Here is a 17,528-nt window from a genome sequence, read left to right on the forward strand (position 1 = left end):
GATGTTTCCTATAATTATATTTTGGCTATTTTTTGCAACTACCCTATTACAAAGCAAACAAAGAAAGCTATTAATTACAAAATCTCTACAGGACTGGTTTTTAGATGGCATCGGTTTATGTTTTCAGGGAGCAATTATTCCCTTACTTCAAATAGGAATAGCAACACATTTATATCAAAAAATCTTACCACAGAGCCAAGGATGTCTAATCATTGAACCTTGGTTAGGTTTTATTATTAGCTTTGTTATTGTTGACTATATTTATTATTGGACTCATCGCTTATTGTTTCATGAAATACTATTTTCTGTTCATGCAGTTCATCACAGCGTAACTCAAATGGATATGTTAGGGACTTCTCGTAACACTTTATGGTCAAGTTTGTTCCTTCCTTATATCTGGCTAAATAGTTTAATGTTATATTTATTGAGTGATTATCGGGGATACGCCTTCGGCTTCTTGTTGACTTGTTTGTTAGATTTATGGCGACATAGTTCGTGGAATTTGCCTGAAAATAATATAATTCACCGAATCTTGAATCCATGGCTTATCTTACCCCAAGATCACGCCCATCACCACTGTGGAGATAAACTGGGAAATTTTGCCGCTAACTTAAAACTTTGGGATATTTTTCATGGCACTTATATCAAACCCAACTACCACGATGAAAATATGGGAATTACTTTAAATATCAATATAGTTCAAAAGCTATTTTTTCCTTTTACTCCCTTTAATAAAGAAGATTGAGAGTTCGGAAAGAGATGTCAGGTATCAGGTTTAGGGGAGTAATGAGTAACGAGTAACGAGTAACAAGTAATTATCAACTATTCACTATTTACCTTTGCCCTCCCCCGTATCGAGGGGATAAAGGGGGGTTTACCCTTTGCTCTTTTCGTCATCACTCTATAAAAATTTATCTCGAACTCAGGTCATGACAATACTTAGCAAAATACTATATGTTTTTCCAACCCTTATTTTACTTTTAGTTTTCAGTAATTTATTTTGGTTAATAATTAACCCAAGTTTTCTGCCTTTATTTACACTATTTATTTGTTTGTATATTATTCCTTTATTAGTTTATCGTATTCACCAATATTTTTATCCTAATCTTGAAGGTATTAGCTATTTGAAAGGCAAAGAATATAATCCTTGGTGGGGGACTCAGCAAATTCAAATTATTTATAATAGTTTCTCTTTCTTAGAAAAAATTTTACACTTAGTACCCGGATTATTTTCTCTTTGGTTACGCTTATGGGGAGCAAAAATAGGCAAAAACGTTTATTGGGTTCCGACTGTGTCTATTCTCGATCGCCCCTTGATTGAAGTCGGTGATGGGGTTATTATTGGTCATCACACCGTATTTTGTTCACACAATGTTAAACCAAAAAAAGATAACTTGATAGTTTTTACAAAAAAAATAAAAGTTGGAAACTATGCTTTTATAAGTGGAGATGTGGGACTAGCCCCCGGAGTAGAGATTGAAGACAAAGCATTTGTACCTTATGGAGAAAAACTTTATCCCCGAGTTAAATTAAAAGCTAACAAAACAGAAAATGATAACTCTCTTTCTACTCAAGTAAAAGAAAATTAAAATCTAAATGTCCCAACTTTTTATCAAGGGTTTAAGTGCCGTATTTTTCCCCTTTTATCAAAAATTTCACCTAGATTTGCAAGATTTCCAAAAGGCACAAAATAAAGTCAAAAATAAAGTTATTCAAAAATTAAATAAAACCGCTTATGGTTCTAAATTAAAACTTAAAAATTTAGAAGATTGGGGAAACATTCCTATTGTAGATTATGACTCTCTAAAACCTTGGATTGCACAACAACGTCAACAACCAAATTCTGCGATTATAACACCAGAAAAAATACATTTTTGGGAATGTACCTCCGGAAGTACAGGATCAAAAAAATGGATTCCTTATACTACTTCACTCCTAGCTAGTTTCAGTAATATGTTTTGTATTTGGGCTTATGATTTAATTAGTAATGGTCCGGCTTTTTCCAGTGGTAAAACCTATCTTTGCATTTCTCCTGAAATTGGTACAACTGGGCAAGGAATTGATGATTCTAAGTATCTTAATCCTTTACTAAAATGGTTATTAGGGAAGTTTTTATTGCGAATAAAAGGGCATTTTTCCACAGTGGAGGATTTTCGTTGGAGTTTAGCTTGTGCATTACTTCAAGCCCCTGATTTAGAAACTTTTTCTCTTTGGAGTCCTAGTTTTTTAACCACTCAATTAGACTTTATTCAGACAAACAATCGACAATTACAATCTTGTTTAGTCAATAAGATAAGTTCAAGACGTTTGAGCTTACTAGGAGAAAGTGAAATTAATTGGTCTGAATTATGGTCTGAATTAAAATTGATTTCCTGTTGGGATTGTAACTATGCCGCAGACTCGGCGGAAATTCTCAAACAATATTTTCCTAAAGTTTTTTTGCAGGGAAAAGGTTTATTGGCAACAGAAGCACCGATGACTATTCCTTTAATTCCCGTTAAGGGATTTGTACCTTTACTAAATCAGGTTGTTTTTGAATTTTTAACTTCGGAAGGAGAGATTTGTAATTTAAGAGAATTGGAAGTGGGAAAAACCTATGAGTTAGTGATTTCTCAGTTGGGGGGCTTGTCTCGTTATCGAATAGGCGATCGCATTCAGGTTTCCCATTGGCATCTTAATACTCCCTGTTTGAATTTTGTCGGCAGGGGTGAGCAGATTAGTGATTTAGTGGGAGAAAAATTAAATATTGAATTTGTCAGAGAATGTTTGAATAATTTTTTAAAATGGGGTTTTTGTTGTTTAGTACCCGTTTCGGGAAATCCTCCTCATTACTGTCTTTTACTCGAACAAGCACAGGAAGAAGAAGAAGAAATTATCCGAAAATTAGAAACTGCTTTACAAGAGAATTTCCACTACCGTAAAGCGCGACAATTTGGACAACTTGACAGGGTAAAAGTGATTATCAATCCACAAGTTTCTCAATGGTTACGAGGAAATAAGAGATTGGGTGATGGAAAGTATCCTATCCTAGTCACAAAACCGTTAAATTTAACGTAAATGGCAAAAGAAGTCCCTAATCTCAGCATAGCGGATTAGCGGATGAATTGTGCCTCGATAAAAAAAATATCCGTAGGATTCGACACAAAACCAAAATCATTACTTATAATAAATTTATTGGCAACCTAAGTTAGCAATAAACCTCAATGCACAGAGCGATAAAAGTCAGAATCTATCCCAACAAAACCCAAGCCAAGAAATTATCTCAGGTTATGGGTTGTTGTCGTTGGTGGTATAACTACGCTCTAAACTTGTGTGTTGACACTTATAAAGCTACAGGTAAGACACTAAAGCAAGTAGCCCTTAATAAGTATCTCCCTAAGCTAAAAAAAGAGGAAGATACGGCTTGGTTAGGAGATTGTTACTCACAATGTCTGCAATCAACAACTCTTAATCTGACTAAGGCTTTCAAAAACTTCTTTGAAGGTAGAGCCAAATACCCCAGATACAAGTCATATCAAGGAAGACAGTCTTGCCAATATCCCCAAAATGTCTCGATAGTTGATGGATGTCTCAAAATTCCCCAACTGGGCTTAGTAAAAGCAGTTATTCATCGGATATTTGAAGGTGAGATTAAGACTGTAACAGTAAGCAAAACTCCTACTGGTAAATACTATGCAAGTATATTATTTGATACCAAACAAACATTTCCTGAAGTAACAATTACGGGAAAAGTCTGTGGTATTGACTTAGGAATCAAAGATTTTGCTATTGTTCATGATGGCAGGAAAACCAGTAAGTACGCTAACCCTAGACACATCAAAAAACATGAAAAAAACTTAGCTCGGAAACAACAAAAATTAGCCCGTAAACAAAAAGGCTCTAAGAATAGAGAAAAAGCTCGTAAGCTAGTTGCTAAAGTTCACGAACGCATAAGCAATGCCCGTCAAGACTTCCTACACAAACTCTCAAGAAAGATTGTGAATAACAATCAAGTGGTAGTCATTGAGCAGTTGAATATCAAGGGTATGGTTCGGAATCACAACTTAGCGAAAGCAATATCTGATGTCGGTTGGGGAACATTGATCAATTTCCTAGACTATAAACTCAAGCAAAAAGGTGGGTTATTAGTAGAGATAGACAGATGGTTTCCTAGCTCTAAAACTTGCTCTCATTGTCATTATCAAATGTCTGAAATGCCATTAGAGATAAGAGAATGGACTTGTCCAAGTTGTGGTAGTCATCATGATAGGGATGAGAACGCAAGTAAAAATATTAGAGCAGAAGGCATCAGAAAAATACAGACGGATGGAACAGCCGTCTCTGCATCTGGAGGATCGGTAAGACCAAAAGGCGGACGTAAATCCGTTTTGAGGCACGAACCTGTGAAAGATGAAGCTCCCGACTCAGCGATAGCGGTCGGGTAGTAGTTCACATATAAGATAAACCACAATCCAGATTAAAAAATCAAACTTAATCTGCTAAGGCTTTCAATGGAGCTAAGCGGATTCGAACCGCTGACTTTCACAATGCCATTGTGACACTCTACCAACTGAGTTATAGCCCCTTAATGGTTTTTACCCCTAATATTGTAATTAATATTTCAGGAAAAATCAACTTATATTAAAATGTAAAATAAAATATAACTTAAGCTATCACGAAAATGGAGAACAGAGAACCCAGTGCTATTGATCAGTTAATGTTAGAGTTAATCAATGTAGCAAGGGCAAATCCTCAACAAGAAGCCGATCGCCTCTTAAATGGACAGTTGAATGAGGGGGTATCTCCGAATAGTCTAATTACCTTAGCTCCTAAACAACCCTTAGCGTTTAATTATTATCTTATCGACTCGGCTTATAATCATAGTAGTTGGATGTTAGCTAATGATATTTTTAGTCATACGGGTATAGATAACACTACTTCGCAACAACGTATGGCAAGAGCAGGATATGAATTTACTGCCCCTTGGGGGAGTGGAGAAAATATTGCATGGAAGGGGACAACCGGAGATTTAGATTTTAATGAGTTTGTAATTGATAACTATACCAACCTTTTTGTGGATGAAAATTATCCCAATCGAGGTCATCGTGTCAGTTTAATGAGAGATGAGTTTCAAGAAGTAGGCATTGCTTCTTTAGAAGGCATTTTTTCTCTTAATGGTAGAGATTATAATGCGGTGATGACTACCCAAAATTTTGCCTACAGTAAGAAGGATGGTGCTTTTTTAACGGGGGTAATTTACACCGATGAGATAATTGACGATAACTTTTATAGTCTTGGGGAGGGCATTGCTAATGTTCGTATTCTCGCAGAAAATTTAGATACAGGCGATCGCATCGAGACTGTTAATTTTTCCACTGGAGGTTATTCTTTATTTTTACCCTCTGGCACTTATGAGATTAGTTTTATTGGGAACTTAGATCAAGACCCTGCTGATGATATTGTGAAGAGTAAAGTAACCATTAGTGATGTAAATATTAAACTCGATTTAGCCACAGACGATCCTAATTTAGCCACGGGAATTCTTGCTTCCCCCACCGAAAATAATGAAACGGAAAACCCCGTAGAGGAAAACAACGTAGGCAATGAAAGCGAAACGAATCAAAGTACTGATGATCTTTCTATGTTTATGGACACACCTATATATCGTCTGCAAAACCTTGATCGCCCCGGAACATATTTGTATGCTGGAGAGGAAGAAGTGAGAAATATCGGGCGTAATTATCCTCAATTTCAATTAGAAGGGTTGGCTTTTAATGTGAGTGAAACCGCCGATGAAGATTTACTAACTATTTATCGCTTTCGGAATCAAAACATTGCAGGGACATATTTATTTGTAGGGGAAGAAGAAAAAAATAATATATTAGACAACTATCCTAATTTTATTCTCGAAGGCACTGCCTTTCATGTTATTCCCCCTAGTAGCAATCAAGGTAATTCCATTTATCGTTTTCAAAACTCTGACCTTTTAGGTACTTACTTATTTGTGGGTGAAACCGAAAAAAATACCATATTGCAAGACTACTCTAATTTTATCCTAGAAGGAACAGCTTTTAATGTTATGTAAAACTATCAAAAAATATGAATAAATATCTTTTTCATCTAGCTATACCCATCAATGATATTGACACCGCAAAAAAATTTTATGGTGATATTTTAGGTTGTGATATTGGCAGAGAAAATCAACACGCTGTTATTTTCAACTTTTATGGACATCAATTAGTAGGACATACTACCAAAGAAACTTTAGTACCGCCCTCAAGTATTTATCCCCGTCATTTTGGTATTATTTTTACAGAAGAATCCCATTGGAGTGATTTACTAAATAGATGTCAGGAAAAATATTTACAATTATATCAACAACCAAAACTCAGATTTAAGGGTGAAATTACAGAACATAAAACCTTTTTTTTACAAGACCCATTTTATAATATTTTGGAAATGAAATTTTATCGTCATTATGAAGCTATTTTTGGAGCAAATGATTTTCTAACTATCGGCGATCGATAAGATAATATAATAACCTAAGTTCAGCACAATCATATCTTATTCATTAGGGGTTCAGGTTTGGTGTAGTCAATGGGGAATGGGTAAGAAATAAGTTTTTTGCTTCTTCAGAGTGTGGTTATGATAAATTAAGAGAAACAGGACTTCCATAACCTTTATTGAATAGTGTTTATAGTAAAACAAAAACTGAAAGTTTATAAATTATTATTTAATAATCCTCTCTTGCCTCTTGCCTCTTGCCTCTTGCCTACCCTAACTAATAATTTACACGACGAGAAGTGATAGAGCCATTTTTTTATTTTTAATTACTAACTGAAATTAACTTTTTTTCTAAAAACAAATGTAAATAATGGATAATCAAATTTGGGAAAAACCAGAAATAATATCTTGGACACAAATACTTTTAAATAGTTATAAAAGTCTTTTAAATAAAGAATTAATAGAAAGAAATGAGGACTTATTAACAGACTCCAAAAACTTATATAATGCTGATTTCGTGGTTTTATCCCACAATAATAAACCAGATCCCATTTACAATTATGGAAATCAACAAGCCCTAGATTTATGGGAAATGAACTGGCAACAATTAATACAAACTCCCTCTCGCAATACCACAGAACCCATATCAAGAGAGGAAAGAGAAGCACTACTCAAAGAAGCCAACTTAAAAGGCTATATCACCAACTATGGAGGCGTAAGAGTCTCTAGTACAGGCAAAAGATATTTAATACAAGATATTACCCTTTGGAACTTATTTGACAGTAACGGTGAATATTGTGGTCAAGCCGCCACTTTTTCTCACTGGCAAAAATTAGAGTAAATAGTTGGTAGTGAATAATTAATAAATAGTAACTAATAACTTCTAACTCCTGTACGAGCGAATGGCCATTCGCTCCTAACTAATTCCTAACTCATTACTCATTTCCCCCTCTCACCCTCTACTCTCATCTCCTCAACACCTTAAGGGTTGAATATATTCAACCCCTACCACCTGAAACCCATCTTCTTAATTTCTGAAATGATATTATTATTGAACAACTGAAGTTATAATCAAAGCATACTGTGCTAGGATTAACGGTATTAGTTATAATTTCAAAGTGTTAAAATAAATTATCCCAGACGAAGTTCTATGATCGCATCGTCAGACATAATTGCGAGTATTGCCGATGATTTAAGTCGTTTACCAGAAGCAAAAAGGGCAAAAAAATTAGTTTTTTATGTAAGTCAAAGATACTGGGAGTCAGATTTTTCAATCGTCAATAACTATTCTTTTGAATCGTTGCTAGAAGTATTATATGAGAGTAATCCTACCATAGAAGACCTTAAGGCATTACTTTATCAAGCGGTTAATACTCTTAATCGCAAAGGAGTTTATGTAAAAATTGCTCAGTATGTGTATAAAAGAATGTCAAAGTTATATACAGAAGATGCTCAAACAGTGTCTAACGCATCGGAATATCAAGGGAATGAGCTAGAACCAGAGTTAATCGATCGCATCTGTGAGAATATAGAATATCATGAAGAATCCCCCCGAATTAAAAAGTTAATCTTTGCCGCTTGTAAGCAATATTGGGAAAATGACATTAACGTTATTGAAATGTATGATTTAAGGGAATTAGTTTTAGAATTACATGAGTTGTATCCCAATGCCAAAAGACTAAGAAAAGCCCTTGATAAAATTGTTGCGAGTATCAACCGTCAGAATTTTTATTCTTTTATCGCAGATACTATCATTGGAGAGTTAACTTATCTCTATAAACATGAACCTGCAGAGATAAGAGAGCAAGGGAATGAAGATGAAGATACGAAATTGATTAGAGCCAAAAAACCCAATCAGTCTTCTGATATTTCCAAAGAAACTCAAATTGCGATCGAGCAACGCCACTCTGTGATCGAGTCGGTGGAAGAAAGCCCAAATCCCACCAAAGAAGAAGAAAGTTTATCCATCAAACAAGGTACAGATGTTGAACCTAGTGCCATCCCTGAAGGACAAGTTTTGCCCTGGTTAAAAGTTGATAGTCTCTTTGATCTCAAACAAGACATAATGCAATACACTAATCCTCTCAGGGCTAAAATAGTTTTATTCTATACTGTTTATCAAATTGACCCCTATGAGCAACACTGGTCAATTGTTCGCACCTGTAACCTCGATGACTTGCTAATTAAACTCTTTCAACAGTATGGTAAAGATTTAAAATTGGTAGAACATCATTTATTGCAAGTAGCCAACGCCCATATTGAAGGTTTAGAAGTAGAAGAAAACATCCAAGCCGCCACCGCCTTAGTAGAATGTATTAAACACTTCTACAAAAAATAGATAAATCAGCCGATAAAACTCAATCCAAAAAAAATAAATCGGAAATCAGCAATAAAAAATAACGAAATATTATTTCTGGGAAAATTATGGAAATTAACCAATTTATTGAGCGTTACACTTCAGGAGATCATAACTTTACGGGTGCAATGTTAGCAGGAATAGACCTTACAAATAGTGATTTGATTGGTATTATTCTCCGAGAGGCAAATTTACAAAAGACGAATTTTACCTTTGCCTATCTTAATCGTGCCGATTTAAGTAGAGCTAATTTAGTGGAAGCTAATTTTAGCGGTACAAACCTCAATCAAGCTAACTTAATGGGAGCAAATTTACATCGGGCGGAACTGCATGGGGCTATTCTACAAAAAGCGGATTTAAGAGGAGTAGAATTAACTTTAGCTAACTTACTAGACGCTAACTTATTTGAAGTGGACTTACGCTATGCAAATTTAAGCAATGCAAATCTTAAAGGGGCTTGTTTAAGATCAGTAAATATGAGGAGAGAAAAACGTTCTGAACCAACAAACCTAAGAGGGGTAAACTTAGACAAAGCAGACCTAAAAAACTCAGATCTTCGTGGGGTTGATTTAAGAAACGCAAGTTTAGTCGGAGCTAATTTAGTCGAAGTTAACTTAAGGGGAGCTGATTTAACTAATGCAGACTTGACTCAAGCCAACTTAAAAGGAGCTTTTTTAACAGAAGCAGAATTTATGGGGGCAAAGTTAATCGGAGCTAATCTTTCTAATGCTAAACTAGAACGGACTAAATTAGTAGATGCAGATTTAAGTATGGCAAATTTAGAAAGTGCCACAATGCCCGATGTGAAATTTACTCGTGCGAATCTTCTTCAGGCAAACTTAAGTTTTGCTCGTCTCAATCGAGGTGATTTAACTCGTGCCAATTTATACGGTGCGGTTATGCGTAATGCTTCTTTGATGGAAGTGTTTTTTGCTCGTACTAATTTAACCTCCGCAGATTTAACTAATGCAAATTTAATTGGCGCTGATTTGAGTAGTGCTAACCTAACGGGAGTTAATTTACAAGGGGCAATTATGCCTGATGGGCAGGTTTATCATTAATTTTATTAACCTCAGTTCGGGTTAAGAATATCCGATAAGGTTAGGTGTCAGGTGTCAGGTTGCAGGTTGCAGGTGGTAGGGGTTTTTAGCAAGGGGCTTAAGCCCCTTGTTTAAGTCAGTTCGGTTTAAGGCAATTTTATCGTTATTTTTAAGAAGCTATAAGGTTTTCTGACTACGAGTTGGGATGCTTTCAGCTTATCCAAAACTCAGGTTAGTTAGAACAAGGTTTCAGGTTTGAGGTGTTAGCTTCAAGAATCAACAAAAAAAATATCTATGCTTTACTAATTTTCTCCTTTTGATTACTTCCTAACCTAAAATCTCGAAATAGTTAATATTAAGATAAAATGAAACGGAATTATCAGTTTATTGTTAATTTAAAATAAAGAAAAAATATTGTCATGGATGAAAACCAAAGAGATAAGGAAAAGTTTTTATTTCCCCAAAGTAGTTATCGAGGTGATTTTACGCCTGAGAATTTAATGTTTAATTCTAATTTACAAGAATTTGCTCAAAAAGTAAGTTATATTTGCAATTTAGAAACTAATGGCAAAATAGCCCCCCAAGAAGCATATCGCCAAATTAAAGAACTATGGCAAAATTTGCGTAAAAGTATCAAAAATTTGGGTATTAATGATCAAAAATAGATTATAATTAGCCCACTGTAATCTTTACTCAAATCTATGTCTCGCTCTTCATCTTTACAGTATTATATTATCGCTCGTCTGCTGTTAGCTCCTTTAATGTTATGGACGATTGTAACAATTGTTTTTTTGTTATTGAGAGCTACACCCGGTGATCCCACTGATGCTATTCTAGGTACTAGAGCCCCTGAAGCGGCAAAGGAGGCACTAAGAGAAGAATTGGGTTTAAATGCCCCTTTATGGGTACAGTATTTCAAATATTTAGGGCAGGTATTGAGCTTTGATTTAGGCTCTTCTCTCACAAGTCGGGGAGAAAGTGTTTGGCAGGTTATCCAACAATATTTTCCTGCTACGGTGGAATTAGCTTTTTTTGCAATCTTAGTTGCGATCGCAATTGGCATGACTGTAGGGATTATTTCTTCATTACGTCCCAATACTATTTGGGATTTAGGAGGTAGATTATTCGGAATTATTACTTATTCTCTGCCTTTATTTTGGGTAGGGATGATTATGCAATTAGTTTTTGCGGTGCAGTTAAGATGGTTTCCTTTAGGTACTCGTTTCCCTATCGGTTTAGACACTCCGAACAAAATTACTGGCTTATATACCATTGATAGTTTATTGTCTTTTAATGGTCATCAATTCAGCACTTCTATTCATTACTTAGTTTTACCCTGTTTTACTCTGGGAATCTTATTGAGTGGTATTTTTGAGCGTATAGTGCGAGTGAATCTGAAAAAAACTCTACAAGCTGAATACGTGGAAGCGGCAAGGGCGAGAGGAATCCAAGAAAGAAAAATACTTTTTTCCCACGCCTTCAAAAATGCCTTAATTCCCGTTATTACCGTTATGGGTTTAACTTTTGCGGCTCTATTAGGGGGAGCTGTTTTAACCGAAGTTACCTTTTCTTGGCCCGGGCTGGGCAATCGTTTATATGAGGCTATTTCTTTGAGGGATTACCCCACAGTACAAGGAATTATGGTTTTTTTTGGAATCATCGTTGTTTTTGCCAGTATTATTATTGATATTGTTAATGCTCTGATTGATCCAAGGATTCGTTACTAACCTACTTGAGTTCGATATAATTCTATTCCATATAAATGGGGCAAAGAGAAAAGGGAAAAGTGTTTATTATTGATATAAGCTGCGGTTAAATTGATTTTAAATACATTTTCTCTCAATTTAATAATTGTTTAAGGGAAAATCTTGTTAATTAATGAGTCTTAACTCCTTATTTTTCAGTACTTTTTTCATTTTTCATCGAGTTCGGGTTAAACTATCTCAATGGAAAAATTCATAAATTTTACATTTGTACTTCTATTTCATTCTCTGGAGATTCAGGCACATTATCATCTAAACCTTCTGGATTTTCCTCTACTTCTTTCAATTCCACACCTGAAGGTTGTTTCATTTCTAGCTCTGTTTCTAGTTCTGTTTCTTTTTCATCTCTATCCTCTTCAAACCCGTCCATATTTTCAGGATTTTCCATATCCATATCATTCATATCCATATCATCCATATCACCCATTTGGGCTTTTTCTTCCTGTTGTTGTCTAACGCTTTCTCTTTGTATTTCTCTGATTTGTTCTTCCATCATCTCGTTGCCTTGACGAAAGAAGCGATCGGAATCTTCTCCTCTGATTTGAGCCAAACTTTCGCTCATAGTTGCACCTAAACCGAGTGTAACAAGCCCTAGAAGTCCCGAAAACCATAGTAAATTAGATAACTTCTTCATTGTTTTTCCCTAACAGATTTTGTTTATTTCACTCTCATTATAGTTGATTCAATATCTTTGAGATAAGTTAGGACTCAGAACTGAGGTTAATTATTTATATCACCTACATCCTACAAATTTTGTCTGTTCAGAGGTTCAAAAGTCATCAGTGTCAAAACTGTTAAAATTCATTAGTATGTGTATATATTAGCCATTAGTCCTTAACTAAGGTTAAACTTAAACTTATACTTATATATTTATTCTTATCTTATAATTTTTTATTAACACTAAATTGAACTTTATCTTATTAACTATTACTAGATTCCATGGGTTCCACTCAGGTAACTGTTTCGGCACAATGGCTCAAAGACAACCTCGGACGGTCAGATCTCAAGATCATCGATTGTCGTTTTCGTCTTGCTGATAGCCAATGGGGTTATCAAGAATATCAAAAAAGCCATATAGAAAATGCTTATTATCTGGATTTAAACCAAGATTTGTCAGACGTTGTTCAGAGTCATGGTGGCCGTCATCCTTTGCCCAAAATAGATGCTTTTACCTCGAAATTAGAGGAATTTGGCATTATTAAAGGGGAAACTACGGTCATTGCCTATGATGATCTTCGTTTAGCTTTTTCTGCTCGTTTATGGTGGCTTTTACGTTATTTAGGTCACGACCGCATCTTTATTCTTGATGGAGGATGGCAGGAGTGGCAAAAACTAGGTTATCCAGTTAGTAATAAAATTCCTGATAGAGTTAGAGGCTCATTTTTACCTGAAATTCGTTCTGATTTGCTAGTAGATAAAGATTATGTGGAATCTCGTCTTAATTTTGACTCTACTATTATTATCGATGCTAGATCAGGCGATCGCTATCGAGGAGAACATGAACCCATAGATCCGATAGCAGGTAGTATTCCCGGTGCTAAAAATATTTTTTGGCAAGAAATGACAACAGATGATAGCTTTCTTAAATCTGAGGAAGAATTAACCTCTCTGTGGTCTTCTTATCTTGAATATCCAGAAATAATCTTGTATTGCGGTTCTGGTGTTACTGCTTGTGTCAATCTACTAGCTCTATTTAAAATTAACATTTCTCAAAGCAAATTGTATGCAGGAGGATGGAGTGATTGGTGTTCCTATCCTGAACACTTTCGCTAATTATTTTATTTAAGTTAAATTACTTAAACTATAGGAAAAATTATTATATTTTAAAACTTATATTATTATTGAATGTTTCTATTATTCCTAAAAATTATTATCAAATTATTTTGATTTAACTTATTAGGTAAACTGTATATTTTGCTACTAACATTTGTGATGTTTTTGCCATAAAAACTAAATATTTTTATTAATTGAAAAAATTGTTTTATACCTTGTCTGAAATTCTCAGGCTTGTATATCATGTCACTTATATGAAAATATTTATAACTATATTCTTATTTTTATATTATTAAATAGATGTTATTTATATGCACAACTTTGACATAAATAATGATAATTTAAACCTAGAAGGAAAATACATAGAAAATCACCTAGATTTTGAGGATACAACGGATTTAGAAGAGGAAAATCTTACAGAAAAAGAACACCCTAAACCTCAACTAATTCCCCGTCCAGAATATAACCCTAATTACCAAGTAAATTCTACTAATATTATTACTAATAGTACGGAAATAAATCATAATTACTATGAAAATCATACTCATAATAGCCATGTAAATCCTCATCGCTTAAGAGATAGAATTTCAATTTTTGTTGATGGTAATAATATGTTTTATGCACAACAAAAAAATGGTTGGTTTTTTGATCCTCGTAAAGTTATTGACTATTTTTCGGAAGAGTCTGGTTTCATGTTAATCAATGCTTTTTGGTATACAGGCTTAAAAGACTCTCAAGATCAAAGGGGTTTTCGAGATGCTTTAATTAGCTTGGGTTATACCGTAAGAACAAAAATTCTTAAGGAATACTATGACGATAGTTCAGGTAGATTTTCCCAAAAGGCGAATTTAGACATTGAAATCGTGGTGGATATGTTCAATACTGTAGATCAGTACGATCGTGTTGTTTTATTCAGTGGTGATGGTGATTTTGAAAGAGCGATCGAACTTTTACGCTCTAAAAATACTCATATAACGGTGGTTTCTACTGATGGTATGATTGCTAGAGAGTTGCGTAACGCAACAGATAGATATATAGATCTTAATGAGATCAGAAATTGTATAGAGAAAAAAGACTATTAGAAGAATTAGGAATTAGTAATCAAGGGGCTAGGGGCTAGGGACAAGGATAATTAAAAATTAAAAACACCTGAAACCTGAAACCTAACACCTGAAACCTTTTTCTCATTACTTGTTTCCCTTGAATATTTTGAACAGACATTTATTGACTATTGATTATGAATGATCATTCCCACCATAAAAACTTACCTTTAATTGGTTGGAGAGAATACTTATCACTACCTGAATTAGGAGTAGAAAAAATCAAAGCGAAAATTGATACTGGTGCAAGAACATCAGCACTACACGCTTATCACATACACCCCTATCAAGAGCGCGATCCCGAAGGGATCGGCGGTACAGGACGCACCTTGATAAAATTTCAAGTACATCCCATTCAAAGGGAAACTCATACGACAGTTAGTTGTATAGCTCCCTTATTAGAATATCGTAAGGTCACGAGTTCTGGAGGTCATGCCACTGTTAGACCTGTAATTATTACCTCAGTTCAGTTGGGAGATTATAATTGGGATATTGAATTAACCCTAACAAATCGAGATGTTATGGGCTTTCGGATGCTTTTAGGAAGGGAAGCTATTCGCAAACGTTTCCTAGTGGATGCGGGTAATTCTTTTTTAAATAAAATTAAGAAAAAATAATTGAATTTCATTAGCTCAGATCAATTTAAACTAGAAATTAGCAATTAAAGGGCAAGAGGCAAAGAAAGGGCAAAGGTAAGCAGTTGATAATTAATAACTTCTAACCCCTGTACGGGCGAATGGCCATTCGCCCCTAACTAACCCCTAACTCATTACTTGTTTCCCCCTAATCCCCCAATCTTTTAATAAAGCCCATTATTTATTTAACTACCCATGTATAGCGAAGAAAATCAATTTCGTAGAGTTCCCAAAGCACCCTTTGAACGTAGAGCTTATGCTTTCCTGATTGATTTTATTATAGTCTGGATTTTTTCTTCCCTTGTGACTAATATTTTCCTTGAGCTTGTAATATTTGTACTTCTTTGGTTTATATTCAGGGTGATAATTGTACAAATTAATAAGGGGCAAAGTTTAGGACGTTGGGCAATGGATTTGAAAATAGCAGATATACGCAGAAAAAGACAACCTTCTATGGTGTCAATGTCAAAAAGAGAAGGAGTCATCGCCCTAATTGCTTTTACTGCCATGATTGGTTTAAAAATTAACTTTAAAGACTCTTTGCTAATGGTTTTATTATTAACCCCTATTATTGTGGATGGCTTAACGATTTTTTCTGATGATGAATATAATCAGGCTTTTCACGATCGCCTCTGTGATACGATAATTATTCAGACTCGTAGGGGATTCTCCTTAGATTTAAGACTGAAAAAACTTTTTAAAGAAGCAAAGGAAACTTGGCAAAAAAAGAGAAAAAAATAGAAAAACAGTTACAATCAAGATGCTATCCCCTATTAATAGATTCATTATCAACAAAATAAATAAATGGGTAAAGTTTATATTATTGGACTGGGAAAGTCAGGTATTGCGGCAGCTAAAATTCTAAAAAAAAATCATGAAGAAGTAACAATTTATGATAGTTCTAATTCGCCATCTTTAGAAATAATAAAAAATGATTTAGCAAAAGAAAATATAGTTGTTAAATTAGGAGAAAATTTACCTTTAAATAATGTTCAAAATCCTGATTTAATTGTCGTTAGCCCCGGAGTGCCTTGGGATATACCCATTTTAGAGGAAGCGAGGAGAAAAGGTATAAAAACCATTGGTGAAATGGAGTTAGCATGGCAATATTTATCAAAAACTCCTTGGATTGGTATTACTGGGACAAATGGAAAAACTACCACAACAGCTTTAGTAGAAGCGATGTTAAAAATGGGGGGTATAAAAACCTCTGCTTGTGGAAATATTGGCTATGCCGCTTGTGATTTGGCATTAGAGTCTTTAGATAATCCCCTTGAATGGGTGGTAGCTGAAATTAGTAGTTATCAAATAGAATCTTCTATGGATTTATCTCCTAGAATTGGTATTTGGACAACCTTTACTCCAGACCATTTAGCCAGACATAAAACTTTAGAAAACTACCATCGTATTAAGGCAAGTTTATTACAAAGATCCTACCTAAAAATTCTCAATGGGGATGATCCTTATCTTCATAATTTCGGTTTAGATTTAGATTGGAAAAATGTTTATTGGACCAGTGTAAGAGGAAAAGAATATTTATTAGGGGATATAGAAAAGGGTGTTTATCTCGAAGATTCATGGATTGTGGCTTTTAAGGAGTTAATTGCCCCTGTGTCTCTGTTTAAGATGGTGGGAAAACATAATTTACAAAATTTATTAATGGCTACTGCCGCCGCTAGATTAGCCGGTGTTAGCAAAAAAGCGATCGCAGATACTATTTCGTCATTTACAGGAGTGCCTCACCGCCTCGAATTAATTACCAATATTGATGGAGTAGCTTATATAAACGATAGCAAAGCTACCAATTATGATGCGGCTCAAGTAGGGCTAGATTCTGTGGCTTCCCCCACGATTTTGATTGCAGGAGGAGAAGCAAAAGAAGGAGATGATACTGCATGGATAAATACGATTAAGGAAAAATGTGTTTCTGTTTTACTCATCGGAGAAGCCGCTTCTTTCTTTGCCGAGCGGTTTGAGGCTTCTGGCTTCGGACAATATGAAATAGTAGAGACGATGGAAAATGCAGTTAAAAGAGCAAGGGAATTAGCCTCTGATTTAAAAGCAAAAGTTGTTTTACTATCCCCTGCCTGTGCTAGTTTTGACCAGTATCAGAACTTTGAGCAAAGAGGTGAAAACTTCCGTCAGATATGCTATGATCTAACCCAGAAAGACAACTAATAAATTGTCAACTGTCAATTGTCAATTGTCAATTAGGGGAGACTCTGTCTCCCTTTCCCATGAAAAAATATTTCCTCTTCAAAGCCTTTTACTCTTAGCCCTAACCCCTCACCCACAGCAGGGCTGTTTCATTTTCGAGAAAGAAAAAAGAGCGGGAGATAGGGGGAGAGGGAGATGGGGGGATTTTTGTTCATAAAGTT

The 17,528-nt window shown here is 34.9% G+C and carries 17 protein-coding genes and 1 tRNA gene; 16 read left to right on the forward strand and 2 right to left on the reverse strand.

Translation table 11 applies throughout. From position 1 onward, the window contains the following. Position 1: 1 nt before the first annotated feature. From CYAN10605_RS04595 to CYAN10605_RS04610, 4 genes are all read left to right on the forward strand, one after another. Positions 2-745 (forward strand): sterol desaturase family protein, encoded by a 744-nt coding sequence (locus CYAN10605_RS04595; protein WP_015218779.1) that lies wholly within the window; start codon positions 2-4, stop codon positions 743-745. Between the two features lie 184 nt (positions 746-929). Then, positions 930-1,589, forward strand: coding sequence for an acyltransferase (locus CYAN10605_RS04600; RefSeq protein WP_015218780.1), 660 nt, complete (start codon positions 930-932; stop codon positions 1,587-1,589). A 7-nt stretch (positions 1,590-1,596) separates the two neighbouring features. Beyond that, positions 1,597-3,057 (forward strand): GH3 family acyl-acid amido synthetase, encoded by a 1,461-nt coding sequence (locus CYAN10605_RS04605; RefSeq protein WP_015218781.1) that lies wholly within the window; start codon positions 1,597-1,599, stop codon positions 3,055-3,057. 146 nt (positions 3,058-3,203) lie between these two features. Beyond that, a complete protein-coding gene (locus CYAN10605_RS04610) occupies positions 3,204-4,424 on the forward strand; it encodes an RNA-guided endonuclease InsQ/TnpB family protein (protein WP_015218782.1) in 1,221 nt (406 codons plus the stop codon). Between the two features lie 67 nt (positions 4,425-4,491). Here the strand turns inward: CYAN10605_RS04610 and CYAN10605_RS04615 are convergent. Beyond that, positions 4,492-4,564: transfer RNA gene (locus tag CYAN10605_RS04615), tRNA-Ala, on the reverse strand. A 96-nt stretch (positions 4,565-4,660) separates the two neighbouring features. On the opposite strand from CYAN10605_RS04615, the gene CYAN10605_RS04620 reads away from it, so the two are divergent. The 7 genes from CYAN10605_RS04620 (at position 4,661) to CYAN10605_RS04650 (ending at position 11,606) form a co-directional block, all read left to right on the forward strand. Then, positions 4,661-6,064, forward strand: coding sequence for a CAP domain-containing protein (locus CYAN10605_RS04620; protein ID WP_015218783.1), 1,404 nt, complete (start codon positions 4,661-4,663; stop codon positions 6,062-6,064). Between the two features lie 14 nt (positions 6,065-6,078). Then, positions 6,079-6,507: a VOC family protein gene (locus CYAN10605_RS04625; RefSeq protein ID WP_015218784.1), complete on the forward strand. Its 429-nt coding sequence runs from the start codon at positions 6,079-6,081 to the stop codon at positions 6,505-6,507. A gap of 346 nt (positions 6,508-6,853) precedes the next feature. Continuing rightward, positions 6,854-7,324: an MEKHLA domain-containing protein gene (locus CYAN10605_RS04630; RefSeq protein ID WP_015218785.1), complete on the forward strand. Its 471-nt coding sequence runs from the start codon at positions 6,854-6,856 to the stop codon at positions 7,322-7,324. Positions 7,325-7,633: 309 nt separating this feature from the next. Further along, positions 7,634-8,821 carry a hypothetical protein gene (locus CYAN10605_RS04635; protein ID WP_015218786.1) on the forward strand — a complete coding sequence of 396 codons (1,188 nt, stop codon included), beginning with the start codon at positions 7,634-7,636 and terminating at the stop codon, positions 8,819-8,821. An 86-nt stretch (positions 8,822-8,907) separates the two neighbouring features. Continuing rightward, complete coding sequence (locus tag CYAN10605_RS04640) at positions 8,908-9,900, forward strand: pentapeptide repeat-containing protein (protein WP_015218787.1); 993 nt, start codon at positions 8,908-8,910, stop codon at positions 9,898-9,900. Positions 9,901-10,298: 398 nt separating this feature from the next. Next, positions 10,299-10,544 (forward strand): DUF7219 family protein, encoded by a 246-nt coding sequence (locus tag CYAN10605_RS04645; RefSeq protein WP_015218788.1) that lies wholly within the window; start codon positions 10,299-10,301, stop codon positions 10,542-10,544. 36 nt (positions 10,545-10,580) lie between these two features. Continuing rightward, complete coding sequence (locus CYAN10605_RS04650) at positions 10,581-11,606, forward strand: ABC transporter permease (protein WP_015218789.1); 1,026 nt, start codon at positions 10,581-10,583, stop codon at positions 11,604-11,606. 238 nt (positions 11,607-11,844) lie between these two features. Here CYAN10605_RS04650 and CYAN10605_RS04655 read toward each other — a convergent pair whose 3' ends face one another. Further along, the gene (locus tag CYAN10605_RS04655) at positions 11,845-12,276 is read right to left on the reverse strand and encodes a hypothetical protein (RefSeq protein WP_015218790.1); all 432 of its coding nucleotides are present in this window, start codon (positions 12,274-12,276) and stop codon (positions 11,845-11,847) included. Between the two features lie 305 nt (positions 12,277-12,581). Between CYAN10605_RS04655 and CYAN10605_RS04660 the strand changes: the two genes are divergently transcribed. The 5 genes from CYAN10605_RS04660 to murD all read left to right on the forward strand — a co-directional run bounded on the left by CYAN10605_RS04660 (position 12,582) and on the right by murD (position 17,328). Then, entirely contained in the window at positions 12,582-13,415 is an 834-nt protein-coding gene (locus CYAN10605_RS04660) for a sulfurtransferase (protein WP_015218791.1), read from the forward strand. Positions 13,416-13,999: 584 nt separating this feature from the next. Next, positions 14,000-14,497, forward strand: coding sequence for a LabA-like NYN domain-containing protein (locus CYAN10605_RS04665; RefSeq protein WP_041922677.1), 498 nt, complete (start codon positions 14,000-14,002; stop codon positions 14,495-14,497). A 155-nt stretch (positions 14,498-14,652) separates the two neighbouring features. Then, complete coding sequence (locus CYAN10605_RS04670; protein WP_015218793.1) at positions 14,653-15,132, forward strand: ATP-dependent zinc protease family protein; 480 nt, start codon at positions 14,653-14,655, stop codon at positions 15,130-15,132. A gap of 213 nt (positions 15,133-15,345) precedes the next feature. After that, entirely contained in the window at positions 15,346-15,891 is a 546-nt protein-coding gene (locus tag CYAN10605_RS04675) for an RDD family protein (RefSeq protein WP_015218794.1), read from the forward strand. 63 nt (positions 15,892-15,954) lie between these two features. Beyond that, positions 15,955-17,328, forward strand: a complete 1,374-nt coding sequence (gene murD / locus CYAN10605_RS04680; protein ID WP_015218795.1) for a UDP-N-acetylmuramoyl-L-alanine--D-glutamate ligase — start codon at positions 15,955-15,957, stop codon at positions 17,326-17,328. Positions 17,329-17,528 lie beyond the last annotated feature (200 nt).

Origin of the sequence: Cyanobacterium aponinum PCC 10605 (assembly GCF_000317675.1) — a bacterium.
In the GTDB taxonomy this organism is placed as follows: Bacteria; Cyanobacteriota; Cyanobacteriia; order Cyanobacteriales; family Cyanobacteriaceae; genus PCC-10605.